Below are 21,630 nucleotides of genomic sequence, written 5' to 3'. Positions count from 1 at the left end.
GGTAGCCGCCCGGTGCGCATGCACGTGCGGGGCGTGGGGCTGCCCGACGAAACCGAGATCGAACTGTGGATCGTCGACGGCCGCATCAGCGCCGAACCCGTCGCCGGTGCCGACACCGTCTTCGACGGCGGCTGGATCGTGCCCGGGCTGGTCGACGCGCACTGCCACGTCGGACTCGGGGATCACGGCGAGATCCCGCTGGACGACGCGATCGCCCAGGCCGAGATCGAACGCGATGTCGGCGCGCTGTTGTTGCGCGACTGCGGCTCGCCCACCGACACCCGCAGCCTCGACGACCGCGACGATCTGCCCCGCATCATCCGTGCCGGAAAGCATCTGGCCAGGCCCAAGCGGTATGCGGCGGGCTTCTCGCGGGAGCTGGAAGACGAATGGCAGCTGCCTGACGCGGTCGCGCAGGAGGCCGAGCGCGGCGACGGCTGGGTCAAGCTGGTCGGCGACTGGATCGACCGCGGCGTCGGGGATCTGGCCCCGCTGTGGTCCGACGACGTGCTCAAGGCCGCCATCGAGACCGCGCACGCCCACGGCGCCCGGGTCACCGCGCACGTCTTCAGCGAGGACGCGCTGCCCGGCCTGATCAACGCCGGCATCGACTGCATCGAACACGGCACCGGGCTTACCGACGACACCATCGAGCTGATGGTCGAGCACGGCACCGTGCTGGTCCCGACGCTGGTCAACATCGTGGAGAACTTCCCCGGGATCGCCGACGCCGCAGCGAAGTATCCGGCGTACGCGGCGCACATGCGTGACCTGCACGCGCGCGGCCTGTCCCGGGTCGCCGCGGCCCGCGACGCAGGCGTGCCGATCTACGCCGGTAGCGATGCCGGCACCATGGTGGCGCCCGGCCGCATCGCCGACGAGGTCGAGGCACTCAAGAGCATCGGGATGAGCCCGACCGAGGCGCTGGGCGCGGCGTGCTGGGACGCGCGTCGCTGGCTCGGCCGGCCCGGGCTCGATCACGGCGCCTCGGCAGACCTGCTGTGCTACTCCAGCGACCCGCGTTCGGGCGCCGCCGTGCTGAACAGTCCCGATCTGATCATGCTGCGCGGCAATATTTTTCGCTCGCCGGCCTAGCCGCGTCCCCCGCCGCCCTCACGCGGCTGCCCCACCTCGCCACCCGCCGCGCCGAGCTCACCACGATTGCGGCCCCGGCGCCGCCCGGTGGCGCACACTATCGATCAGCGCCGAATACTTCCGAGGTTTCGCCAGGAAAAGATTGCGAGTGATCGCTATCTATGTTAGCGTTCCGGGCATCATCGACATGGAGGAAACCATGGCCTACGACGTGATCATCCGCGACGGATTGTGGTTCGACGGCACCGGCAGCGCCCCGCTGACGCGCACGCTCGGCATCCGCGACGGCGTGGTGGCCACCGTCTCCACCGAGCCGCTGGACGAGACGGGGTGCCCCGAGGTGATCGACGCGGCCGGCAAGTGGGTCGTGCCCGGTTTCCTCGACGTGCACACCCACTACGACGCCGAGGTGCTGCTGGATCCCGGGCTGCGCGAGTCGGTGCGCCACGGCGTCACCACGGTGCTGCTGGGCAACTGTTCGTTGTCGACGGTCTACGCCGATTCCCAGGACGCCGCCGACCTGTTCAGCCGGGTGGAGGCGGTGCCGCGCGAATACGTCTTCGGCGCGTTGGATTCCAACCGGACCTGGTCGACGGCCGCGGAATACGTCAAGGCGATCGACGCCCTGCCGCTGGGGCCCAATATCGGTTCGCTGCTTGGTCATTCGGACCTGCGGACCGCGGTGCTCGGGCTGGATCGGGCCACCGACGCCACGGCGCGGCCCACCGAGGCCGAGCTGGCGAAGATGGCCGGCCTGCTGGACGAGGCCCTCGACGCCGGTGTGCTCGGCATGTCCGGGATGGACGCGCCCATCGACAAACTCGACGGCGAGCGGTTCCGCTCGCGCGCCCTGCCGTCCACCTTCGCCACGTGGCGGGAACGACGCAGGCTGATCAACGTGCTGCGCAAACGCGGCCGGATTCTGCAGAGCGCCCCCAACGTGGGCAAGCCGTCAACCGGGATGCTGTTCTTCCTGGCCAGCAGCCGGATACTCAACTGGGGCAAGGGCGTTCGGATGAGCATGCTGGTATCCGCCGACGCCAAATCGATGCCGCTGTCGGTCTACGTGTTCGGCCCGGGCACTCGCCTGCTCAACAAGCTCCTGGGTGCCAGCGTGAAATTCCAGCACCTGCCGGTGCCGTTCGAGTTGTACTCCGACGGAATCGACCTGCCGGTCTTCGAGGAGTTCGGCGCCGGAACGGCGGCCCTGCACCTGCGGGACCAGTTGGAGCGCAACGAGTTACTGGCGGACAAGGAATATCGCCGCAATTTCCGGCGCGAGTTCGACCGCATCAAGCTCGGGCCGTCGCTGTGGCACCGTGACTTCCACGACGCGGTCATCGTCGAATGCCCGGATAAGTCGTTGATCGGCAAGAGCTTTGGCGCGATCGCCGACGAGCGCGAGCTGCACCCGCTCGACGCCTTCCTGGACGTGCTCGTCGAGAACGGTGAACGCAACGTCCGGTGGACGACCGTCGTCGCCAACCACCGCCCCAAGCTGCTGAATGCGCTCGCCACCGAGGGCAGCGTGCACATGGGCTTCTCGGACGCCGGTGCGCACCTGCGCAACATGGCCTTCTACAACTTCGGGCTGCGGATGCTCAAGCGCACCCGGGACGCCTACCGCGCGGGCGCGCCCTTCATGTCGATCGAGCACGCCGTGCACCGGCTCACCGGTGAACTGGCGGAGTGGTTCGGCATCGACGCCGGCACGCTCCGCCACGGCGACCGCGCGGACTTCGTGGTGATCGACCCGGTAGGCCTCGACGAATCCGTCGACGCCTACCACGAGGAGGCGGTGCCGTTCTACGGCGGCCTGCGGCGCATGGTCAACCGCAACGACGACGCCGTGGTCGCCACCGGGGTGGGCGGCGTGGTCGTCTTCGGCGGGAGCCATTCCAAGGGCGAATTCCGGGACGGCTACGGACAATCCGTGCGGTCGGGCCGCTACCTGCGGGCGGGGGAGCGCACCCGTCGGGAACGCGGCGCGCTGGGCGTCACCGCCTGACATGGCCAGAACCCAGCAGCAGCGCCGCGAGGAGACCGTCGGACGGCTCATCGACGCCTGCATCGCCACCATCATCGAGGTCGGCTACGCCCGCGCGTCCGCCGCGGCGATCACCAAGCGGGCCGGGGTGTCGGTGGGCGCGCTGTTCCGGCACTTCGACACCATGGGCGATTTCATGGCGGCCACGGCATCGGAGGTGTTGCGTCGCCTTATGGAGCGGGGCACCAAGCAGGTCGCCGCGATACCGCCCGAGGAGCCGCCGCTGGAGGCGGGCCTGACGATTCTGCGGGACATCACCCGCAGTCCGGGGAATGCGGTGCTCTACGAACTGCTGGTCGCCGCGCGTACCGACGAGAAGCTCAAGACCACCCTGCAGCAGGAACTCGGGCAGTATGCCGAGAAGATCATTGATGCTGCGCGGGCGCTGCCGGGGGCAGAGCGGTTCCCGGAGGACAAATTCCCGGTGATCGTCGGACTGCTGACAAACGTCTTCGACGGAGCCGCTCTGGTGCAAAGCATCATCCCGCAGGCGGAACTCGACGAACAGCGGATTCCGGTGCTGACGGCGCTGCTGAGAGCGGCTCTAGAGGATCCCGCCTTCTAGAGCGAGCCGATGCTGGACTGCGGGCTCTGCTCGAATCCCCAGTCGAACAGCGTGGCCGCCTGATCCCAGTACGTCGGTCCGCCCTCCTTGATCAGCCCGTACATCATGGCGATCACCAGCCGGCGACCGCCGCGCGCGGCGGCCCCGACGAAGGTCTTGCGGGCGGCGTTGGTGAAGCCGGTCTTGCCGCCGATCGCGCCGGGATAGCGCTGCAGCAGCTCGTCCTGGTTGGTGATCGGGTGATCGCCGTTATCGCCGGGGAACATCGCCGACGGCTCGGCGGTGATCTGCGCGAACACCGGGTTGGCCATCGCCGCGCGGAATATGACCGCCAGGTCGTGCGCCGTTGACGCGCCCGAACCCCCGGGCCCGTCCAGACCGGACGGTGTCGCGGCGTGCGTGTTGGTGGCGCCCAGCGAGGCCGCCTTGGCGTTCATCTTGGCGACGGTGACGTCCGGGCCGCCCAGCATGTGCGCCAGCGCGTTGGCGGCGTCGTTACCCGAGACCAGCAGCAGGCCGTCCAGCAGCTGGCGCGCGGTGTAGGTGCGGCCCGGTTTGATCCCGACGCAGTTGCACTCCACCTGGGTGTCGGCGACGTCGGCGACCACCGTGGAGTCCAGGCTCACCGAGTCCAGCACCACCTGGGCCAGCAGCGTCTTGATGGTGCTGGCCGGCGGGTGGGCGACATCCTGGTCGCGCCCGGCCAGCACCTGACCGCTGTCGAGGTCGGCGATGATCCAGGTCCGGGCCGGCCCGTCGGGAATGGGGATCGAGCCGACCGGCTGCGAGTTGTCCGCCCAGGCGGTGGACATGGCGACGGTGGCGGTGCAGGTACCGAGCGCGAGCAGGGTAGCGGCTGCGGCCGTGAGCTTCCGCATGGCCGCAAAGTCTAACTTCCGACCCGGTTCGAGGCGGATCTTCAGTACTGTCCGATGCATGTTGAGCCTGGAAGAGATCTCGGATCGGCTCGAGATCCAGCAGCTTCTGGTGGATTACTCCACCGCCATCGACAACCGGCGATTCGACGATCTGGACAAGGTCTTCACGCCGGACGCCTACATCGACTACACGGCGTTGGGCGGCATTGAGGGCCAGTACCCGGAGGTGAAGAAGTGGCTGGCCGAGGTGCTGCCCAACTTCCCGGTGTACGCGCACATGCTCGGCAACTTCTCCGTACAGATCGACGGGGACAAGGCCTCGTCACGGGTGATCTGCTTCAACCCGATGGTGCTGGGCGGTGATAAGGACCAGGTGCTGTTCTGCGGACTCTGGTACGACGATGAGTTCGTGCGCACGCCCGACGGCTGGCGCATGACCCGCCGCGCGGAGACCAAGGTTTTCCAGAAAGTGATGTGAGCGCCGGCTCGCGATTTCTGATCACCGCGCCCGTTCTGGCACAATAGGCGGCTGTCCGCCGAGCGATCACGCATCGCCGACCGGTCATACACGCGAGGCGAAACCGGATCCGGGCATCCCGCCCCGATCGCTGAATTGCAGCGTGACACACACAGGAGAATTCGCTTAACCATGGCTGTCAAGATCAAGCTCACCCGGCTTGGCAAGATCCGCAATCCCCAGTACCGCATCTCCGTCGCCGACGCCCGCACCCGCCGCGACGGTCGCTCCATCGAGGTCATCGGCCGCTACCACCCCAAGGAAGACCCGAGCCTCATCGAGATCGACTCCGAGCGCGCCCAGTACTGGCTGTCCGTGGGGGCTCAGCCCACCGAGCCGGTCCGCAAGCTGCTGCAGATCACCGGTGACTGGCAGAAGTTCAAGGGCCTGCCCGGCGCCGAGGGCCGCCTGAAGACCACCCCGGCCAAGCCGAGCAAGCTGGAGCTGTTCAACGCCGCGCTGGCCGACGCCGACGGCGGACCCACCACCGAGGCCGCGAAGCCGAAGAAGAAGGCCCCGGCCAAGAAGGTCGCCAAGGGCGCGGACGAGGCCGCCGAGCCGGAGGCCGCCGCCGAGACCCCGGCCGAGACCGCTGAGGCCGAGGCGCCCGCCGAGGGCGGCGAGCAGGCCGAGCCGACCACCGAAAGCTGACCGCGGCGATGAGTACGGTTGTCGTTGACGCTGTTGAGCACCTGGTTCGCGGGATTGTGGACAACCCCGACGACGTCCGGGTCGACATGGTGACCAGCCGCCGCGGGCGGACGGTCGAGGTCCACGTCCATCCCGACGACCTGGGCAAGGTGATCGGCCGTGGCGGTCGCACCGCGACCGCACTGCGCACCCTGGTCGCCGGCATCGGCGGTCGCGGCATCCGCGTCGACGTGGTGGACACCGACCAGTAGGCCAGCGCTGCTCATGGAACTCCCTTGGAGTTGACCGTCGGGCGCGTGGTGAAAGCCCACGGCATCACCGGCGAGGTGGTCGTCGAGGTTCGCACCGACGATCCCGACGCCCGGTTCGCGCCGGGTAATGCGTTGCGCGCCAAGCATTCCCGTGCCAGCTGGGAGCGTGAGCTCACCGTCGAGAGTGCGCGCGAACACGGTGGGCGGCTGCTGGTGCGGCTGGCCGGCGTCACCGACCGTGACGCGGCCGACGCGCTGCGCGGCACCCTGTTCGTCGTCGATTCCGAGGACTTGCCCGATATCGACGAGGCGGACACCTACTACGACCATCAGCTCGAGGGCCTGCGCGTGCGCACCACCGCGGGCGAGCAGATCGGCGTCGTGGGCGAGGTGTTGCACACCGCGGCCGGTGAACTGTTGGCGGTGCGGCGCGAGGAGGGCGACGAGAAGCGGGAAGTGCTGGTGCCGTTCGTGTCCGCGATCGTCACGTCGGTGTCGCTGGACGACGGCACCGTCGAGATCGATCCGCCCGAAGGCCTGCTGGACCTGTAGGCCTCCGATATGAGAATCGACGTCGTCACGATCTTTCCGGCCTACCTGGACCCACTGCGGCAATCGTTGCCCGGCAAGGCGATCCAGTCCGGCCTGGTCGATCTGCAGGTGCACGACCTGCGGCGCTGGACGTACGACGTGCACCGCTCGGTCGACGATTCGCCCTACGGCGGCGGTCCCGGGATGGTGATGAAGGCGCCGGTATGGGGTGAAGCGCTGGATGAGATCGCTTCCGAGGAAACACTTTTGGTCGTCCCCACCCCCGCAGGGCGGTTGTTCACGCAGGCGACGGCCGCGCGCTGGAGCGCCGAGACCCACCTGGTGTTCGCGTGCGGCCGCTACGAGGGCATCGACCAGCGGGTGATCGAGGACGCCGCGGGGCGGATGCGGGTCGAGGAGGTCTCGATCGGCGACTACGTGCTGCCGGGCGGCGAGTCGGCGACCGTGGTGATGATCGAGGCCGTGCTGCGCCTCCTCGACGGGGTACTCGGCAATCCCGCGTCGCACCGCGAGGATTCGCACTCGCCGGCGCTGGACCGGCGCCTGGAGGGGCCCAGCTACACCCGGCCGCCGAGCTGGCGCGGGCTCGACGTCCCCGAGGTGCTGCTGTCGGGTGACCACGCGCGAATCGCCGCGTGGCGCCGGGAGATCTCGCTGCAGCGCACCCGCGAACGCCGGCCCGAACTGCTTGAGCCCGAAGGGGATTGAGGCCGAAGGCGATTGAGCCCGTCAGAGCCCGTGCCGGGGCGCATCGATGCGGCCCTCGGGAAATATCGTCTTGACCGCCCGGGTGATGGTGTCGCGGGCGGTGGCGTCATCGGCGGGCTGCAGGGATTGGACGACCATGATGTAGCGGTGGTCGGCCCCGATCACGCCGGTGGACAGGTGCATCCAGTCGCTGCCGATGCAGCACATCCAGCCCTGCTTGACCGCGACCGGTTCGGCGTACAGGCCGTCCGGGATGCCGAACCGCTGCGGGTAGCCGTCGAGCCCGTTGGGAGTGGACTGCGCCAGGTCGTTCACGATGATCTTGGCGTCATCGGCCGGCAGGCCTCCCGATCCGTCCAGCAGCATCTCGTAATAGCGGATCAGGTCGGTCACCGAGCTCATCGTGTTCCACCACCGCCCGTCGCTGGGCGGGGTGGTGGAGGACAAGCCATAGCGGGACGCGACCTCGGTGATGATCGCGGCGCCGCCGCCCTGCCCCCAGAACTTCTCGGCGGCGCCGTCGTCGGATGACTGCAGCATGATGTCCAGGGCCTGGCGGTCGTCGGCGCTCAGCGGTGCCTTGCCCTCGGACTCGTGCAGCAGCAGATCGTCGGCGATGAACAGCTTGGCCACCGACGCGGTGCCGATGACCTGGCTGTTGCCGTTGGAGATCAGCTGATGGGTGCTGCGATCAAAGATGGCCACCGACAGGGCGGCGCCGCTGCCGGCGGCCTCGTCGGCGGCCTGCTGGACCCGGACCTGCAACTGGCCGAACCCCGGCCCCGGCAGCGCCTGGGCCGGCTGCGGCGGTGTGGCCGCCTCGAGCATCAGCGTGGTCGACTGCGGCGGAGTCGAGGTGGGTGGCGCGGAGACCACCCGGACGGGCGCGGCGACCGGCAGCCTGTAGACCTTGGCCTGGACCAGCGCCTCGGAGCCGGCCGCAACCACCAACGTCACCGCCGCGGTGGCGGTGACCAGCGTCAGCGGACGTACCCGCATTCTCTCCTCCGGCGTGACCTCGACACAGTGCAACAGCGGGACCTTCGCGCCAACCTGCACCGGCCATCACGCTCCCGCGCGGGTAGCGCGTTCTGACCCCAGTCATATGTACCATTTACCAGCGCGTTTGGCGCGTTATGAACCGCCGACGCGCTGTGATTTTCGCAGCACGCGCCCCGTCTGGCACAATTGACCAGTTGTCTCCAGCGGTTGCAGGCCGGTTGGGCCGTTTCCCGCCCGCTGCGAGATACGCCAGAAAGCCCGAAACCATCGGCTGGGCGACCGCCTCACACCTGCGTGTGGGTAGCTGCCGTCGGCCGCGACCTCAAGGAAGTGTCTCGCATGAACCGGCTGGACTTCGTCGATCAGGCGTCGCTGCGCGACGATATCCCGGTGTTCGGCCCGGGCGACACCATCAACGTGCACGTCAAGGTCATCGAGGGCGCCAAGGAGCGTATCCAGGTGTTCAAGGGCGTGGTGATCCGTCGTCAGGGCGGTGGCATCCGCGAGACCTTCACGGTGCGCAAGGAAAGCTATGGCGTCGGCGTCGAGCGGACCTTCCCGGTGCACTCGCCCAACATCGACCACATCCAGGTGGTGACCCGCGGTGACGTCCGCCGCGCCAAGCTGTACTACCTGCGTGAGCTGCGCGGCAAGAAGGCCAAGATCAAGGAGAAGCGCTGAGCCGGGACGCCTTGGTGGCGCTGCTGATTCGTCCCAGCGTTTCTCCGGTGCGCCGGTTTGGGCGGCCCCAACGCGCGCTGGCTACGCTGATCTCGTGACCGACACCGCGGATTCATCGAAGCCCGAGCCCCACGCCGGCGAGTCAGATCCGAAGGTCTCTACCCGCAGCCCGGAGACGCGCCCCGAGGACGCCGCGACGGCGGCCGGATCCATCCCCGAGCCGGTGCCGGTGGCCGAGACGCCCGAGGGCGAGCCGGAGGACGCCAAGCGTTCGACGTTGCGCGAATTCGCGCTCCTGGCGGTGATCGCCGTCGTCCTCTACTACGTCATGTTGACGTTCGTGGCGCGGCCGTACCTGATCCCGTCGGAATCCATGGAGCCCACGCTGCACGGCTGCACCGGCTGCGTCGGCGACCGGATCATGGTCGACAAGGTCACCTACCGCTTCAGCGCGCCGCACCCCGGTGACGTCATCGTCTTCAAGGGCCCGCCGCCGTGGAACCTCGGCTACAAGTCGATCCGGTCCAACAACACCGTGCTGCGCTGGGTGCAGAACGCGCTGTCCTTCGTCGGCTTCGTGCCGCCCGACGAGAACGACCTGGTCAAGCGGGTCATCGCGGTCGGCGGGCAGACGGTGCAATGCCGGGCCGACACCGGGCTGACGGTCGACGGCAAGCCGCTCAAGGAGCCGTACCTGGATCGCACCACCATGGCCGCCGACCCGTCGGTGTACCCCTGCCTGGGCAGCGAGTTCGGGCCGGTTCACGTCCCGGCCGGCCGGCTGTGGGTGATGGGTGACAACCGGACGCACTCGGCGGACTCGCGGGCCCACTGCACCAGCGTGCCGGCCGAGGCGCTCAAGGGTGTGCTGTGCACCGGCGACCCGACGTCGGGAACCGTGCCGGTGTCCAACGTGATCGGAAAAGCCAGGTTCATCGTGTGGCCGCCGTCCCGATGGGGTGGCGTGGGATCGGTGAACCCGCAGCAGAATCGGTAGCCATGGCCACGACGTGGCCGCCACGGACGGTGATCCGTAAAGCTGGGGGTCCGCGGGGAATGCGCACCTTCGAATCGGCGCTGTACCGCAGCGGGTTGGGTCCGGTCGCCGGCGTCGACGAGGTGGGCCGCGGCGCCTGCGCCGGGCCGCTGGTGGTGGCGGCCTGCGTGCTCGGCCCGGGGCGAATGGAAAGCCTTGCCGCGCTTGATGATTCCAAGAAGCTCACCGAGGCCGCCCGGGAGAAGCTGTTCCCCCTGATCCGCCGTTATGCGCTGACCTACCACGTGGTGTTCATCCCGCCCGCCGAGGTGGACCGGCGCGGCGTGCATGTCGCCAACATCGAGGGGATGCGCCGTGCCGTCGCCGGGCTGTCCGTGCGGCCCGGCTACGTGCTGAGCGACGGCTTCCGGGTGCCCGGGCTGGCCGTCCCGTCGCTGCCGGTCATCGGGGGCGACGCGGTCGCGGCGTGCATCGCGGCGGCCAGCGTCCTGGCGAAGGTCAGCCGGGACCGCTTGATGGTCGCCATGGAGGCCGACCATCCCGGCTACGGGTTCGCCCTGCACAAGGGCTACAGCACGCCCGCGCACAGCACGGCGTTGGCGCAGCTGGGCCCGTGCCCCGAGCATCGTTATTCGTTCATCAACGTGCGGCGCGTGGCCAACGGGTCGGGCGGCCGGGTGGTGGCCGACTGCCAACCGGACCCACCGCTGCAGCGCGACGGATATCGGTGAGGAAAGATGGGATCAGGATTCCCACCCCGGCGAACGGCAGCTAGCGCCGGGATGCCCGGGGAAAGCTGTCTGGGAGAAGGACGTCTGAGCAGATGAGTGCAGAAGATCTCGAAAAGTATGAAACCGAGATGGAGCTCTCGCTGTACCGCGAATACAAGGACATCGTCGGCCAGTTCAGCTACGTCGTGGAGACCGAACGACGCTTCTACCTGGCCAACAGCGTGGAGATGACGCCGCGCAACGCCGACGGCGAGGTCTACTTCGAGCTGCGGCTGTCCGACGCGTGGGTGTGGGACATGTACCGGCCGGCGCGGTTCGTCAAGCAGGTCCGGGTGGTCACCTTCAAGGACGTCAACATCGAAGAGGTCGAAAAGCCCGAGCTGCGGCTTCCCGAGTAGCCGCCGCTAGGTGTTCGGCGGAAGCGGGTTGTCGCCCGGCACCGGCAGCTGACCACGCTGCTCGATGACCTCGCGGGCGACGTCGGCCAGCTTGATGTTCAGCGCCTGGGAGTGGCGCCGCAACAGGTCGAACGCGTCGTCCTCGCTCATCTCGTGCAGCATCATCAGCATGCCGACGGCCTTGCCGATCTCACGGTTGCTCATCAGCCCGCGGCGCAGGCTCGCCGCGTCCTCGCCCTTGTTGACGGCATTGATCGCGACGCTGGCGAACGCCGCCAGCACCGCCGCCCGCCCCGCGGACTCGGAGTCGAACATGTTCGGGGTGTCGCTGAACAGATTCAGCGCGGCGCCTTTGCGTTTGTCGACCAGCAGCCGAAACCCCATCGCGCCGCGCACCGGTGTCTCGGCGACCAGGACGGCCGCCAGCTTGGGCCACAGCGACGGCGTGGTCAGGTCCGTGTCGATCTGTGGCGTCTCTTCCTCGATGGCGTCGATGCACGGGCCGTCGCCGGCGCGCCGTTCGAGCTCGTCGACGGCCTGGGCCAGCCGGTCACTGGCGCCGACGGTGACGTATTTGTCGTTCTCGCGGACCAGCAGGCTGGCGTGGTCGCAGCCGCGGACGGTCAGGGTGGCGGCGACACAGATGGCGGCGTACATCTGGTTGGCGTCCGAGCCCTGATAGATGATCTCGGCGAGGGCGGCGAAAACCGTCGCGGGGTCGGCCTTCTCCCCGCCAGTCACGGACGCGTCCGCGCCGGCCCTCGATTCGTCGCCCATGCTGCGCCCTCGTTTTCTGCGGTGTCGGCGGTGTGGCCGCTTTCGATCGCCGTAAATTATCGGTCGCCGAGACCAGCCTTACACCCGGTTTCGGGCATCCTGTGGGTCACCGTCGACCGCCAAGCTACCGCTGTGGATGCGGAACGCCCGCACGTCCAGACGCTCACGAACCGCGAGACGCTGGAAAGATGGTTCTATCATGCGCGGATCGCGCGCGCCGGGGGGCTCGGTGAGGTTCCGCACGCCGGGGTTTCGGCAGGCCGCGGGAGGGAAGGACGTTCTGATGGGAGTGACCGTCGCGGTGACCGGACCGACCGGGGAGATCGGCCTCTCCGCGGTGACGGCGCTGGAACGCGAGCCCGCCGTGGACGCGATCATCGGGATGGCTCGCCGGCCGTTTGACCCGCCGTCACACGGCTGGCTGAAGACCACCTATCAGCAAGGCGACATCCTGGACCGCGAGGCCGTCGACGCCCTGGTCGCGCAGGCCGACGTGGTGATCCACCTGGCCTTCATGATCATGGGTTCGCGCGACGAGAGCTCCCGGGTGAATCTGGAAGGCTCCCGCAACGTCTTCGAAGCGACCGTAGCCGCCGAGCGGCCCCGGCGCCTGGTCTACACCTCGTCGGTGGCGGCCTACGGCTACCACTCCGACAACCCCACCCCGCTGACTGAGGACGTGCCGGCCCAGGGGTCTGCGGAGCACTATTACTCGGCGCAGAACGCGGCGTCCGAAGCGCTGCTCGCCGAGATCACCGAGGACTCGCCGCTCGAGGTGTTCGTGTTGCGGCCCTGCATCGTCGCCGGGCCCAAAGCCACCGCGCTTGCCGACGCGATGCCGTGGAATCAGCTGCCCGGCCCGATGCGTGCCGTGGTCAAAGCCGTCCCGGCGCTGAAGCCGGTGGTGCCGGATCCGGGCATTCCGCTGCAACTGGTTCACCACGACGACGTCGCGGCGGCGATCGCGCTTGCGGCCACCGCCCCGGCCCCGCCGGGGGCCTACAACATCGCCGGTGACGGGGTCGTGACGGTGGCCGACGTGGCCAGGGCGCTGGGCGGGCGCCCGGTGCGGGTTCCTGCCGTCGCCGCCACGGCGGCCTCCGCGGCGATCTCGCGGGTGCCGCTGGTGCCGTCCATGCTGGAGTGGCTGCACACCGCGCGGACGTCGATGGTCATGGACACCACCAAGGCCAAGACCCAGCTGGGCTGGCGGCCGCTGCACTCGTCGGCCGAGACGCTGGAAGCGCTGGCCGAGGGGGTGTGAGGGCACTGTCCTTCTCGGCGGGCGGATACCGGCCGGGGTAGTTTGATCCGGTGGGTTTCCAGCGTTCCGCCGCTTCTCGCGACGTCTCCGCCGGCGGTGAAATCGCCTAGTGGGGCACGTAACGTCGCGCCGGCGTGTCACGCATCTGACCGCCGAGAAGGCGATCACCCGACCGGAAACCCTGGTCGTCGAGGAGCCGTTGGAGATTCGGGTCGACGGCACGGCGGTCACCGTGACGATGCGCACACCTGGTTCGGATATCGAACTCGCCCAAGGCTTTCTGCTCACCGAGGGCGTCATCGCGGGCCGCGACGACGTGCACAGCGTCCGGTACTGCGCCGGCCGTGACGACGAGGGCGCGAACACCTACAACGTGCTGGACGTGACGCTGGCCCCGGGAGTGGAAAAACCCGGCCTCGACGTCACCCGCAACTTCTACACCACCTCGTCGTGCGGGGTGTGCGGCAAGGCGTCGCTGGACGCGGTGCGGCTGATCAGCCGGTTTTCCCCGGCCACCGATCACGCAACCGTCGCGGCCGCCACCCTCAAGGCGATGCCCGACCAATTGCGTTCGGCGCAAAAGGTTTTCGACAGCACCGGCGGCCTGCACGCCGCCGCGCTGTTCGGGGTGGACGGCGCGATGCTGGTGGTGCGCGAGGACGTCGGGCGGCACAACGCGGTCGACAAGGTGATCGGCTGGGCGCTGGAACACGGGCGGATACCGCTGCAGGCCTCGGTGCTGCTGGTCAGCGGGCGGGCATCATTCGAGCTGACGCAGAAGGCCGTGATGGCCGGCATTCCGGTGCTGGCGGCGGTGTCCGCGCCGTCGTCGCTGGCGGTGTCGCTGGCCGAGGAGTCCGGCATCACGCTGGTGGCGTTCTTGCGCGAGGACTCGATGAACATCTACACCCGGGCCGACCGGATCACCTAGGCCCGCGGGCGCCTGCTGCAGCGCGCGCCCGGCTACGCCGCGCTTGCGATCGCCGCTGGCCGATGGCGGCGACCCGCTGCACCCGGCTACGCCGCGCTTGCGATCGCCGCTGGCCGATGGCGGCGACCCGCTGCACCCGGCTACGCCGCGCTTGCGATCGCCGCTGGCCGATGGCGGCGACCCGCTGCACCCGGCTACGCCGCGCTTGCGATCGCCGCTGGCCGATGGCGGCGACCCGCTGCACCCGGCTACGCCGCGCTTGCGATCGCCGCTGGCCGATGGCGGCGACCCGCTGCACCCGGCTACGCCGCGCTTGCGATCGCCGCTGGCCGATGGCGGCGACCCGCTGCGCCCGGCTACGCCGCGCTTGCGATCGCCGCTAGCCGCACCCTGGTCTCGCCCCGCCGGCTGTGGATGGGCGCCGCACTGGGGATAACCGACCGTTGCGGGTGGCCGCGGGCCGCGATGGTGGCCCGTCCCGTCGGGGGCGCCGGGCACGGTGGCCCCATGACGACCGAAACGACGATGACCCGGATCCAGCTGGGGGCGATGGGCGAGGCGCTCGCCGTAGATCACCTGATGCGGATGGGATTGCGGATCCTGCAGCGCAACTGGCGCTGCCGCTACGGCGAACTCGACATCATCGCCCGCGACGACGCCACCTCGACGGTGGTGTTCGTCGAGGTGAAGACCCGCACCGGCGACGGATACGGAGGACTGGCCCATGCCGTCACCCCGCGCAAGGTGCTGCGGCTGCGCAGGCTGGCCGGCCTGTGGCTGGCCGGCCGGGAGCAGCGCTGCGGGGCGATCCGCATCGACGTGATCGGCGTGCGGGTCGGGCGGCGCCGCACTCCCGAGATCACCCACCTGCAAGGGATCGGCTGATGGCGCTGGGACGCGCGTTCTCCGTCGCGGTGCGCGGCGTGGACGGACAGATCGTGGAGATCGAAGCCGACATCACCTCAGGGCTGCCCGGCGTGCACCTGGTCGGCCTGCCCGACGCCGCGCTGCAGGAGTCGCGCGACCGCGTCCGGGCGGCCGTCACCAATTGCGGCAACACCTGGCCCATGGCGCGGCTCACCCTGGCGCTCTCGCCCGCGACGCTGCCCAAAATGGGGTCGGTCTACGACATCGCCCTGGCCGCCGCCGTGTTGTCGGCGCAGCGCAAGAACCCGTGGGACCGGCTGGAGAAAACGGTGCTGCTGGGTGAGCTGTCCCTGGACGGGCGGGTCCGGCCGGTGCGCGGGGTGCTGCCGGCCGTGCTGGCCGCCAAGCGCGACGGCTGGCCTTCCGTGGTGGTCCCGGTGGACAACCTCGCCGAGGCCAGCCTGGTCGACGGCGTCGACGTGTGGGGCGTGCGCACCCTGGGGCAACTGCAGAAGTGGCTCAGCGGCTCCGGCGCCCTGGACGGCAGGATCGACGCGAAACCCACGGACGGGGAGCCCGAGGCGGATCTTGTCGACGTGGTGGGGCAGACGCAGGCGCGGTTCGCGGTGGAAGTGGCCGCCGCCGGGGCGCACCACCTCATGCTCACCGGCCCCCCGGGGGTCGGCAAAACGATGCTCGCGCAACGCCTTCCGGGACTGCTGCCCCCGTTGACCGACGCCGAGTCCCTGGAAGTCACCGCGATCCACTCGGTGGCCGGGTTGCTGTCGGGCGACACGCCGCTGATCACCAGGCCGCCATTCGTGGCGCCCCATCACAGCTCCAGCGTCGCGGCGCTGGTCGGCGGGGGGTCGGGGATGGCGCGCCCCGGGGCCGTCAGCCGGGCGCATCGCGGGGTGCTCTTCCTCGACGAGTGCGCCGAGATCCGGGTCAGCGCGCTGGAAGCCCTACGAACACCTCTGGAGGACGGCGAGATTCGGCTTGCCCGCCGCGACGGGGTGGCGTGCTATCCCGCCCGGTTCCAGCTGGTGCTGGCCGCCAACCTGTGCCCGTGCGCGCCGGCCGATCCGCAGGACTGCATCTGCGCGGCGGCCGCCAAACGCCGCTACCTGGGCAAGCTGTCCGGGCCGCTGCTGGATCGCGTGGACCTCCGCGTGCAGATGCATCAGGTCAAGGCCGGAGCGTTCGCGGGCCGAGCCGGTGAATCGACGGAGCAGGTCCGCCACCGGGTGGCGCAGGCCCGCGCGGCCGCCGCCGAGCGCTGGTCATCGCACGGATTTCGCACCAACGGCGAGGTCAGCGGGACACTGCTGCGCCGAAAGTTCCGGCTCAGCAACGCGGCGATGGAGCCGCTGCAACGGGCGCTGGACGGCGGGCTGCTCAGCATCCGTGGCCTCGACCGCACGTTGCGGGTCGCGTGGAGCCTGGCCGACCTGGCCGGCCGCACCTCGCCCGGGACCGACGAAGTCGCCGCGGCACTCAGCTTCCGCCAGCCCGGGGCGCAGCGATGAGCGCCGCAACCCATTTGCCGGGCGCGTTACCAGCGGGCCATGGCCAGCCAATCGGTGTGCCCACCCCGCACCGCTATCGCGATGGTCACCAGAATGGCGAACGCGCGGGCGAATTGGGCCAGGGCGCGGCCGCTTTCACCCCGCTGTTCCATCTCGCGCAACCCGAGGCAGGCCAGGCCGATGCTGATGATGGGGATGGGAAAACCGATCCAGCTGACCAGGCTGAGCACGAACGCCGCGACGGCCCAGGGGTTCTTGGGACGGGTGGACGTGCTGTACACCATTGGCGGGTTGAGGATCATGGTTCGTTCCGTTCGTTGCGGGCCGGCGTGCGGCGGGCGGCTGACAACGCCACGTTCGCGTGCGGGGCTCGAAGGATCCTTGGCGGATTCTTGGGGATACGGCGATGACGACGGCGCTCGACGATCCCGCGCTGCGCGCGTGGGCCTATCTGTCCCGGGTGGCCGAACCGCCCTGCGCCGAACTCGCCGCCCTGGTGCGGCACGTCGGCGCGGTCGAGGCCGCGGAGCGGGTCCGCCGCGGACTGGTGGATGACGACGTGGCCCGGCGCACCGAGGCCCGGCGCGAAATCGACTGCGGCGCAGCCGATCTCGAGATGCTGGCCCGGCGTGGCGGAAGGTTGATCACCCCGGATGACGACGAGTGGCCGTTGCTGGCGTTCGCCGCCTTCCGCGGTGCCGCACCGCGAACCGGCGGCGGCGCGGCGATGGTTGCGCCGATGGCGTTGTGGGCGCACGGGCCGGTGCGGCTCGATGAGGTCGCGCAGCGGGCGGCCGCCGTGGTCGGGACGCGCGCGTCGACCCCGTATGGCGAACACGTCGCCGGCGAACTGGCGGCCGGGCTGGCGCAGCGCGACGTCGCGGTGGTCTCGGGCGGCGCCTACGGCATCGACGGCGCGGCGCACCGCGCCGCGCTGGACTGCGACGGCGTCACCGTGGCCGTCCTGGCCGGCGGGCTCGATGTTCCCTACCCGAGCGGGCACGCCGCGCTGCTGCACCGGATCGGCCAGCACGGGCTGCTGTTCACCGAATACGCGCCCGGTATACGCCCGGCCCGCCACCGCTTCCTGACCCGCAATCGGCTGGTGGCCGCGGTCGTGGGGGCGGCCGTCGTGGTGGAAGCCGGTCTGCGTAGCGGCGCGGCCAACACCGCTGCCTGGGCGCGGGCTTTGGGGCGGGTGGTGGCCGCGGTGCCCGGGCCCGTCACGTCGTCGGCGTCGGCGGGCTGCCACGCCCTGCTGCGCAACGGCGCCGAACTGGTCACCCGCGCCGACCACGTGGTCGAGCTCGTCGGCCACATCGGTGAACTGGCGCGCGACGAGCCGCACCCGGCGACGCCTCTCGACGGCCTCAGCGACGCCGAACGCCGGATCTATGAGGCCTTGCCGGGTCGCGGTGCCGCCACGGTCGATGAGATCGCGGTCGCATCCGGAATGGTGCCCGAGCTGGCGCTGGGGCCGCTGGCGATGCTCGAGCTGGCCGGCCTGGTGCAGCGTCAGGACGGGCGATGGCGGATTGTCCGGGTCGCCGCAGGCCAAGCTGCGTCAACGACGCGGCTCGTATAGTCGACCGGGGGTCGGGGTTTGAACAGGAGGACAAGTGGCAGGTCGACCACTGCAATGCTTCGAAGTTGTCGGTACCGAACAACTCACACCGCACATGGTGCGGATAGTGCTCGGGAGCAAGGATTTTGACGCTTTCGTGCCCAGCAAGTTCACCGACTCCTACGTCAAGCTGGTCTTCGTCGCCGACGACGTGGACGTGGCCGGCTTGCCCGAGCCGCTGACCCTCGACAGCTTCGCCGCCCTGCCCCCGGAGAAAAAGCCTTCGGTGCGCACCCTGACCGTTCGCCACGTCGACATCGAGAAGCGCCGCATCACGCTGGACATCGTCGTGCACGGCGAGCACGGCATGGCGGGTCAGTGGGCGTCCACCGCCCAGCCCGGCCAAAAGATCTACCTGATGGGCCCCGGGGGCGCATACACGCCCGACCCCGCCGCCGACTGGCACCTGCTGGCCGGCGACGAATCGGCGCTGCCGGCCATCGCTGCGGCGCTCGAGGCGCTGCCGCCCAGCGCGATCGGCAAGGCGTTCATCGAGGTCGCGGGCCAGGAGGACGAGATCCCGCTGACCGCACCCGAAGGCGTCGAGGTGCGCTGGGTCTACCGCGGCGGTCGCGCCGACCTGGTTCCCGAGGATCGCGCCGGCGACCATGCGCCGCTGATCGAGGCCGTCACCAGCGCGTCCTGGCTGCCGGGACAGGTGCACGTCTTCATCCACGGCGAGGCCCAGGCCGTCATGCACAACCTGCGGCCCTACATCCGCAAGGAGCGGGGGGTCGACGCCAAATGGGCGTCGTCGATCTCGGGGTATTGGCGCCGCGGCCGCACCGAAGAGACCTTCCGGCAATGGAAGAAAGAACTCGCGCAAGCGGAGTCGGCGAACTCGTCAGCCTGACGGCCGCCTGGCATTGTCTATCGCATGGCATTCGGCGACTACCAGAACGAGATCTACTTCAAGGGCCTGGGCGGGGTAGCGCCCGCGCTGCCGATGGCCTTCGCGGAGCTGGAGGCACGCGCCGAGCGGGCGATGTCCCCGTCGGTGTGGTCCTACGTCACCGGTGGCGCCGGTGACGAACGCACGCAGCGGGCCAACCGGGAGGCGTTCGATCGCTGGGGTCTGATACCGCGCATGTTCGTTGGCGCCGCCGCCCGCGATCTGTCGGTGGAGATGTTCGGCCTGACGCTGCCGTCGCCGCTGTTCATGGCCCCGATCGGCGTCATCGGCATCTGCGCCCAGAACGGCCACGGCGACCTGGCCACCGCGCGCGCGGCCGCGGCCAGCGGCGTCCCGATGGTCGTGTCCACCCTGACCGCCGACCCGATGGAAGACGTCGCGGCGCAATTCGGTGACACCCCGGGCTTTTTCCAGCTGTACACGCCGAAGGATCGCGACCTGGCCGCCAGCCTCGTCCAGCGGGCCGAAGCAGCCGGCTATCAGGGCATCGTGGTCACCCTCGACACCTGGATCCCCGGGTGGCGCCCGCGCGACCTCACCACGGCCAACTTCCCCCAACTGCGGGGACTCTGCCTGAGCAACTACACCAGCGATCCGGTCTTCCGCGCCAAACTCCAACGCCCTCCGGAAGAAGACCCGCAGGGCACCGTGCTGCAGTGGGTAACGACCTTCGGAAATCCGTTGACCTGGGACGACCTGCCGTGGCTGCGGTCGCTGACCGACCTGCCGCTGATCATCAAGGGCATCTGCCACCCCGACGACGCGCGGCGCGCCAGGGACGGCGGCGTCGACGGCATCTACTGCTCCACCCACGGCGGCCGCCAGGCCAACGGCGGCCTGCCCGCCCTCGCATGCCTGCCCGGCGTCGTCGAGGCGGCCGACGGGCTGCCGGTCCTGTTCGATTCGGGGATCCGCAGCGGCGCCGACGTCGTCAAGGCGCTCGCGCTGGGCGCCACGGCCGTGGGCATCGGCAGGCCGTACGCCTACGGCCTGGCGCTCGGCGGGGCCGACGGCATCGTGCACGTGCTGCGCTCGATCCTGGCCGAAGCCGACCTCATCATGGCCGTCGACGGCTACCCGACGCTCAAAGATCTCACCCCGGACACGCTTCGGCGCGTCGACTAGAGCGCCCCGGCCCGCGCCTGCGACCGTGGGGGAGTGCAGGCGATCCTCGACGAGTTCGACGAGTACCTGGACTTGCAGTGCGGCCGTTCCGCGCACACCCGCCGCGCCTACCTCGGCGACCTGCGCTCGCTGCTCACCTTCCTCGGGGACCGCGGCGCCGGCCTGGACGGGCTGAGCCTGCCGCTGCTGCGCTCCTGGCTGTCCGCGGCGGCCGCGGCCGGTGTCGCCCGCACGACGCTGGCCCGGCGCACCTCGGCGGTCAAGGCCTTCACCGCCTGGGCGGTGCGGCGCGGCCTGCTCACCTCGGATCCGGCCGCGCGCCTGCAGGTCCCCAAGGCGCACCGCATCCTGCCCGCGGTGCTGCGCCAGGACCAGGCCGCTGACGCCATGGCCGCCGCCAAATCCGGTGCACAGCAAGGTGATCCGATGGCACTGCGCGATCGGCTGATCGTGGAGATGCTGTATGCCACCGGGATCCGGGTCAGCGAGCTGTGCGGCCTGGACATCGACGACGTCGACACCCATCACCGTCTCGTCAGAGTCCTCGGCAAGGGCAACAAGCAGCGCAGCGTGCCGTTCGGCCGGCCCGCCGCCGAGGCGCTCGACGCGTGGCTGGCCGGCGGGCGCCCGGCCCTGATGAACGCCGAGTCGGGCCCGGCGCTGCTGCTGGGCGCGCGGGGCCGCCGGATCGATGTCCGGCAGGCGCGCACGGTCGTGCATCAGACCGTCGCCGCCGTGGACGGCGCGCCGGACATGGGGCCGCACGGCCTGCGGCACAGCGCGGCCACCCACCTGGTCGAAGGCGGTGCCGACCTGCGCGTTGTCCAGGAGCTGCTCGGGCATTCGAGCCTGGCGACCACCCAGCTCTACACCCACGTTGCGGTGTCCCGGTTGCGCGCGGTACACGACCAGGCCCACCCGCGGGCCTGAACCCCGCTCAGCGGTTCAGCGGCTTGAGCCGCACCGGCGTGGACTGCAGCAGGCCCAGTGGATCGACGTAGCGGGCGCCCGACGCCGGGCCCCACATCGCGCCCCAGTGCAGGCACGCCCCCCCAGCTCGAGAGGCCGGGCAGCCGGCGTGCCCCGGCATCAGCTCGCCGATCACGGTCGAGGCCGTCACATGCTGGCCGACCCGCACGGTCGCCCGGACCGGCTCGTAACTGGTGTGCAAGCCACCGGGATGGGCCAGCGACACGACCGACCGCCCGGCCAGCAGCCCGGCGAACACGACGGTCGCAGCGCCCGCCGCGTACACCGGCTGACCGGCGGCCCCGGCCAGGTCCACGCCCCGATGTCCGGGATTCCAGTTGGGCGACGGGGCGTCGAATCCCCGGGCCACGGCCGGCGGCGGGCGCAGCGGCCACTCCAGGCGATCCTCGGCGGCACCCGCCGGCAGCGCGCTGACCAGGCACGCACACAACAGCACCGCCGTCCACCGCATCCAGGCAGCTCAGCGCGCCGCCTGTCGCCCGGCCACTCGGTCTCGCCGGTTTTTGTGGACGAGCGCACCGGCTGGGGAAGCGTGGC

At 70.1% G+C, this 21,630-nt stretch carries 23 protein-coding genes and 2 pseudogenes; 20 read left to right on the top strand and 5 right to left on the bottom strand.

Annotation, left to right across the window (positions count from 1 at the left end; all coding sequences use genetic code 11):
- The first annotated feature begins 18 nt into the window (after positions 1–18).
- The 3 genes from A5708_RS05665 to A5708_RS05655 all read left to right on the top strand — a co-directional run bounded on the left by A5708_RS05665 (position 19) and on the right by A5708_RS05655 (position 3,707).
- A complete protein-coding gene (locus tag A5708_RS05665) occupies positions 19–1,095 on the top strand; it encodes a metal-dependent hydrolase family protein (protein WP_155765905.1) in 1,077 nt (358 codons plus the stop codon).
- A 187-nt stretch (positions 1,096–1,282) separates the two neighbouring features.
- On the top strand, positions 1,283–3,103 hold the full coding sequence (locus A5708_RS05660) for an N-acyl-D-amino-acid deacylase family protein (RefSeq protein WP_065027679.1): 1,821 nt from the start codon (positions 1,283–1,285) through the stop codon (positions 3,101–3,103).
- 1 nt (position 3,104) lies between these two features.
- A complete protein-coding gene (locus A5708_RS05655; protein ID WP_065027678.1) occupies positions 3,105–3,707 on the top strand; it encodes a TetR/AcrR family transcriptional regulator in 603 nt (200 codons plus the stop codon).
- On the opposite strand, the gene A5708_RS05650 is transcribed toward A5708_RS05655, so the two are convergent.
- Complete coding sequence (locus A5708_RS05650) at positions 3,704–4,585, bottom strand: D-alanyl-D-alanine carboxypeptidase family protein (protein WP_065027677.1); 882 nt, start codon at positions 4,583–4,585, stop codon at positions 3,704–3,706. The genes A5708_RS05655 and A5708_RS05650 overlap by 4 nt on opposite strands.
- A gap of 58 nt (positions 4,586–4,643) precedes the next feature.
- Between A5708_RS05650 and A5708_RS05645 the strand changes: the two genes are divergently transcribed.
- From A5708_RS05645 to trmD, 5 genes are all read left to right on the top strand, one after another.
- A complete protein-coding gene (locus A5708_RS05645) occupies positions 4,644–5,063 on the top strand; it encodes a nuclear transport factor 2 family protein (RefSeq protein ID WP_065027676.1) in 420 nt (139 codons plus the stop codon).
- A 171-nt stretch (positions 5,064–5,234) separates the two neighbouring features.
- Positions 5,235–5,753 carry a 30S ribosomal protein S16 gene (gene rpsP, locus A5708_RS05640; RefSeq protein WP_065027675.1) on the top strand — a complete coding sequence of 173 codons (519 nt, stop codon included), beginning with the start codon at positions 5,235–5,237 and terminating at the stop codon, positions 5,751–5,753.
- An 8-nt stretch (positions 5,754–5,761) separates the two neighbouring features.
- On the top strand, positions 5,762–6,004 hold the full coding sequence (locus A5708_RS05635) for an RNA-binding protein (protein ID WP_003878715.1): 243 nt from the start codon (positions 5,762–5,764) through the stop codon (positions 6,002–6,004).
- Positions 6,005–6,028: 24 nt separating this feature from the next.
- Entirely contained in the window at positions 6,029–6,556 is a 528-nt protein-coding gene (rimM, locus tag A5708_RS05630) for a ribosome maturation factor RimM (RefSeq protein ID WP_065027674.1), read from the top strand.
- 9 nt (positions 6,557–6,565) lie between these two features.
- Positions 6,566–7,264: a tRNA (guanosine(37)-N1)-methyltransferase TrmD gene (gene trmD, locus A5708_RS05625; protein ID WP_065027673.1), complete on the top strand. Its 699-nt coding sequence runs from the start codon at positions 6,566–6,568 to the stop codon at positions 7,262–7,264.
- Between the two features lie 21 nt (positions 7,265–7,285).
- Here trmD and A5708_RS05620 read toward each other — a convergent pair whose 3' ends face one another.
- Positions 7,286–8,263 carry a hypothetical protein gene (locus A5708_RS05620; protein ID WP_065027672.1) on the bottom strand — a complete coding sequence of 326 codons (978 nt, stop codon included), beginning with the start codon at positions 8,261–8,263 and terminating at the stop codon, positions 7,286–7,288.
- Positions 8,264–8,605: 342 nt separating this feature from the next.
- Here A5708_RS05620 and rplS point away from each other — a divergent pair, with 342 nt between their 5' ends.
- The 4 genes and pseudogenes from rplS to A5708_RS05600 all read left to right on the top strand — a co-directional run bounded on the left by rplS (position 8,606) and on the right by A5708_RS05600 (position 11,073).
- Positions 8,606–8,947, top strand: a complete 342-nt coding sequence (gene rplS, locus A5708_RS05615; RefSeq protein ID WP_064877853.1) for a 50S ribosomal protein L19 — start codon at positions 8,606–8,608, stop codon at positions 8,945–8,947.
- 94 nt (positions 8,948–9,041) lie between these two features.
- Positions 9,042–9,944 (top strand): signal peptidase I, encoded by a 903-nt coding sequence (gene lepB / locus A5708_RS05610; protein ID WP_065027671.1) that lies wholly within the window; start codon positions 9,042–9,044, stop codon positions 9,942–9,944.
- Between the two features lie 2 nt (positions 9,945–9,946).
- Positions 9,947–10,763 (top strand): annotated as a pseudogene (locus A5708_RS05605) (ribonuclease HII).
- 4 nt (positions 10,764–10,767) lie between these two features.
- The gene (locus A5708_RS05600) at positions 10,768–11,073 is read left to right on the top strand and encodes a DUF2469 domain-containing protein (protein ID WP_003875077.1); all 306 of its coding nucleotides are present in this window, start codon (positions 10,768–10,770) and stop codon (positions 11,071–11,073) included.
- A 6-nt stretch (positions 11,074–11,079) separates the two neighbouring features.
- On the opposite strand, the gene A5708_RS05595 is transcribed toward A5708_RS05600, so the two are convergent.
- Positions 11,080–11,850: a GAF and ANTAR domain-containing protein gene (locus A5708_RS05595; RefSeq protein WP_065027669.1), complete on the bottom strand. Its 771-nt coding sequence runs from the start codon at positions 11,848–11,850 to the stop codon at positions 11,080–11,082.
- A 283-nt stretch (positions 11,851–12,133) separates the two neighbouring features.
- Here A5708_RS05595 and A5708_RS05590 point away from each other — a divergent pair, with 283 nt between their 5' ends.
- The 4 genes from A5708_RS05590 (at position 12,134) to A5708_RS05570 (ending at position 16,441) form a co-directional block, all read left to right on the top strand.
- Entirely contained in the window at positions 12,134–13,114 is a 981-nt protein-coding gene (locus A5708_RS05590) for an NAD-dependent epimerase/dehydratase family protein (RefSeq protein WP_065027668.1), read from the top strand.
- A gap of 109 nt (positions 13,115–13,223) precedes the next feature.
- Positions 13,224–14,045: a formate dehydrogenase accessory sulfurtransferase FdhD gene (gene fdhD, locus A5708_RS05585; protein WP_065027667.1), complete on the top strand. Its 822-nt coding sequence runs from the start codon at positions 13,224–13,226 to the stop codon at positions 14,043–14,045.
- 507 nt (positions 14,046–14,552) lie between these two features.
- Positions 14,553–14,930 carry a YraN family protein gene (locus A5708_RS05575; RefSeq protein ID WP_065027708.1) on the top strand — a complete coding sequence of 126 codons (378 nt, stop codon included), beginning with the start codon at positions 14,553–14,555 and terminating at the stop codon, positions 14,928–14,930.
- Complete coding sequence (locus A5708_RS05570) at positions 14,930–16,441, top strand: YifB family Mg chelatase-like AAA ATPase (protein WP_065027665.1); 1,512 nt, start codon at positions 14,930–14,932, stop codon at positions 16,439–16,441. The genes A5708_RS05575 and A5708_RS05570 overlap by 1 nt, the downstream gene beginning before the upstream one ends.
- Positions 16,442–16,467: 26 nt before the next feature.
- Here the strand turns inward: A5708_RS05570 and A5708_RS05565 are convergent, their stop codons facing one another.
- Complete coding sequence (locus A5708_RS05565) at positions 16,468–16,743, bottom strand: DUF4190 domain-containing protein (protein ID WP_065027664.1); 276 nt, start codon at positions 16,741–16,743, stop codon at positions 16,468–16,470.
- 104 nt (positions 16,744–16,847) lie between these two features.
- Here A5708_RS05565 and dprA point away from each other — a divergent pair, with 104 nt between their 5' ends.
- Genes dprA through A5708_RS05545 form a run of 4 tightly spaced genes read left to right on the top strand, consistent with a single transcriptional unit; the run spans position 16,848 to position 21,033 of the window.
- The gene (gene dprA / locus A5708_RS05560; RefSeq protein WP_065027663.1) at positions 16,848–18,026 is read left to right on the top strand and encodes a DNA-processing protein DprA; all 1,179 of its coding nucleotides are present in this window, start codon (positions 16,848–16,850) and stop codon (positions 18,024–18,026) included.
- A 34-nt stretch (positions 18,027–18,060) separates the two neighbouring features.
- A complete protein-coding gene (locus A5708_RS05555) occupies positions 18,061–18,918 on the top strand; it encodes a siderophore-interacting protein (protein WP_065027662.1) in 858 nt (285 codons plus the stop codon).
- Between the two features lie 24 nt (positions 18,919–18,942).
- Positions 18,943–20,103: a lactate 2-monooxygenase gene (locus A5708_RS05550; protein WP_065027661.1), complete on the top strand. Its 1,161-nt coding sequence runs from the start codon at positions 18,943–18,945 to the stop codon at positions 20,101–20,103.
- Positions 20,104–20,136: 33 nt separating this feature from the next.
- Entirely contained in the window at positions 20,137–21,033 is an 897-nt protein-coding gene (locus A5708_RS05545; RefSeq protein ID WP_065027660.1) for a tyrosine recombinase XerC, read from the top strand.
- Between the two features lie 13 nt (positions 21,034–21,046).
- On the opposite strand, the pseudogene A5708_RS05540 reads toward A5708_RS05545, so the two are convergent.
- A pseudogene (locus A5708_RS05540) lies at positions 21,047–21,505 on the bottom strand (M23 family metallopeptidase); the annotation flags it as partial.
- Positions 21,506–21,630: the final 125 nt, after the last annotated feature.

The sequence above is a fragment of the Mycobacterium colombiense genome, from assembly GCF_001672755.1.
Classification (GTDB): domain Bacteria; phylum Actinomycetota; class Actinomycetes; order Mycobacteriales; family Mycobacteriaceae; genus Mycobacterium; species Mycobacterium colombiense_C.
This window is presented reverse-complemented; position numbering and strand designations above follow the sequence as displayed.

Excerpts from the sequence above, each read along its gene's own strand:
- A5708_RS05665 (WP_155765905.1), top strand. The coding sequence starts at position 19 with ATGCACGTGCGGGGCGTGGGGCTGCCCGACGAAACCGAGATCGAACTG.
- A5708_RS05660 (WP_065027679.1), top strand. The coding sequence starts at position 1,283 with ATGGAGGAAACCATGGCCTACGACGTGATCATCCGCGACGGATTGTGG.
- A5708_RS05655 (WP_065027678.1), top strand. The coding sequence starts at position 3,105 with ATGGCCAGAACCCAGCAGCAGCGCCGCGAGGAGACCGTCGGACGGCTC.
- A5708_RS05650 (WP_065027677.1), bottom strand. The coding sequence starts at position 4,585 with ATGCGGAAGCTCACGGCCGCAGCCGCTACCCTGCTCGCGCTCGGTACC.
- A5708_RS05645 (WP_065027676.1), top strand. The coding sequence starts at position 4,644 with ATGTTGAGCCTGGAAGAGATCTCGGATCGGCTCGAGATCCAGCAGCTT.
- rpsP (WP_065027675.1), top strand. The coding sequence starts at position 5,235 with ATGGCTGTCAAGATCAAGCTCACCCGGCTTGGCAAGATCCGCAATCCC.
- A5708_RS05635 (WP_003878715.1), top strand. The coding sequence starts at position 5,762 with ATGAGTACGGTTGTCGTTGACGCTGTTGAGCACCTGGTTCGCGGGATT.
- trmD (WP_065027673.1), top strand. The coding sequence starts at position 6,566 with ATGAGAATCGACGTCGTCACGATCTTTCCGGCCTACCTGGACCCACTG.
- A5708_RS05620 (WP_065027672.1), bottom strand. The coding sequence starts at position 8,263 with ATGCGGGTACGTCCGCTGACGCTGGTCACCGCCACCGCGGCGGTGACG.
- rplS (WP_064877853.1), top strand. The coding sequence starts at position 8,606 with ATGAACCGGCTGGACTTCGTCGATCAGGCGTCGCTGCGCGACGATATC.
- A5708_RS05600 (WP_003875077.1), top strand. The coding sequence starts at position 10,768 with ATGAGTGCAGAAGATCTCGAAAAGTATGAAACCGAGATGGAGCTCTCG.
- A5708_RS05595 (WP_065027669.1), bottom strand. The coding sequence starts at position 11,850 with ATGGGCGACGAATCGAGGGCCGGCGCGGACGCGTCCGTGACTGGCGGG.
- A5708_RS05590 (WP_065027668.1), top strand. The coding sequence starts at position 12,134 with ATGGGAGTGACCGTCGCGGTGACCGGACCGACCGGGGAGATCGGCCTC.
- A5708_RS05575 (WP_065027708.1), top strand. The coding sequence starts at position 14,553 with ATGACGACCGAAACGACGATGACCCGGATCCAGCTGGGGGCGATGGGC.
- A5708_RS05570 (WP_065027665.1), top strand. The coding sequence starts at position 14,930 with ATGGCGCTGGGACGCGCGTTCTCCGTCGCGGTGCGCGGCGTGGACGGA.
- A5708_RS05565 (WP_065027664.1), bottom strand. The coding sequence starts at position 16,743 with ATGATCCTCAACCCGCCAATGGTGTACAGCACGTCCACCCGTCCCAAG.
- dprA (WP_065027663.1), top strand. The coding sequence starts at position 16,848 with ATGACGACGGCGCTCGACGATCCCGCGCTGCGCGCGTGGGCCTATCTG.
- A5708_RS05550 (WP_065027661.1), top strand. The coding sequence starts at position 18,943 with ATGGCATTCGGCGACTACCAGAACGAGATCTACTTCAAGGGCCTGGGC.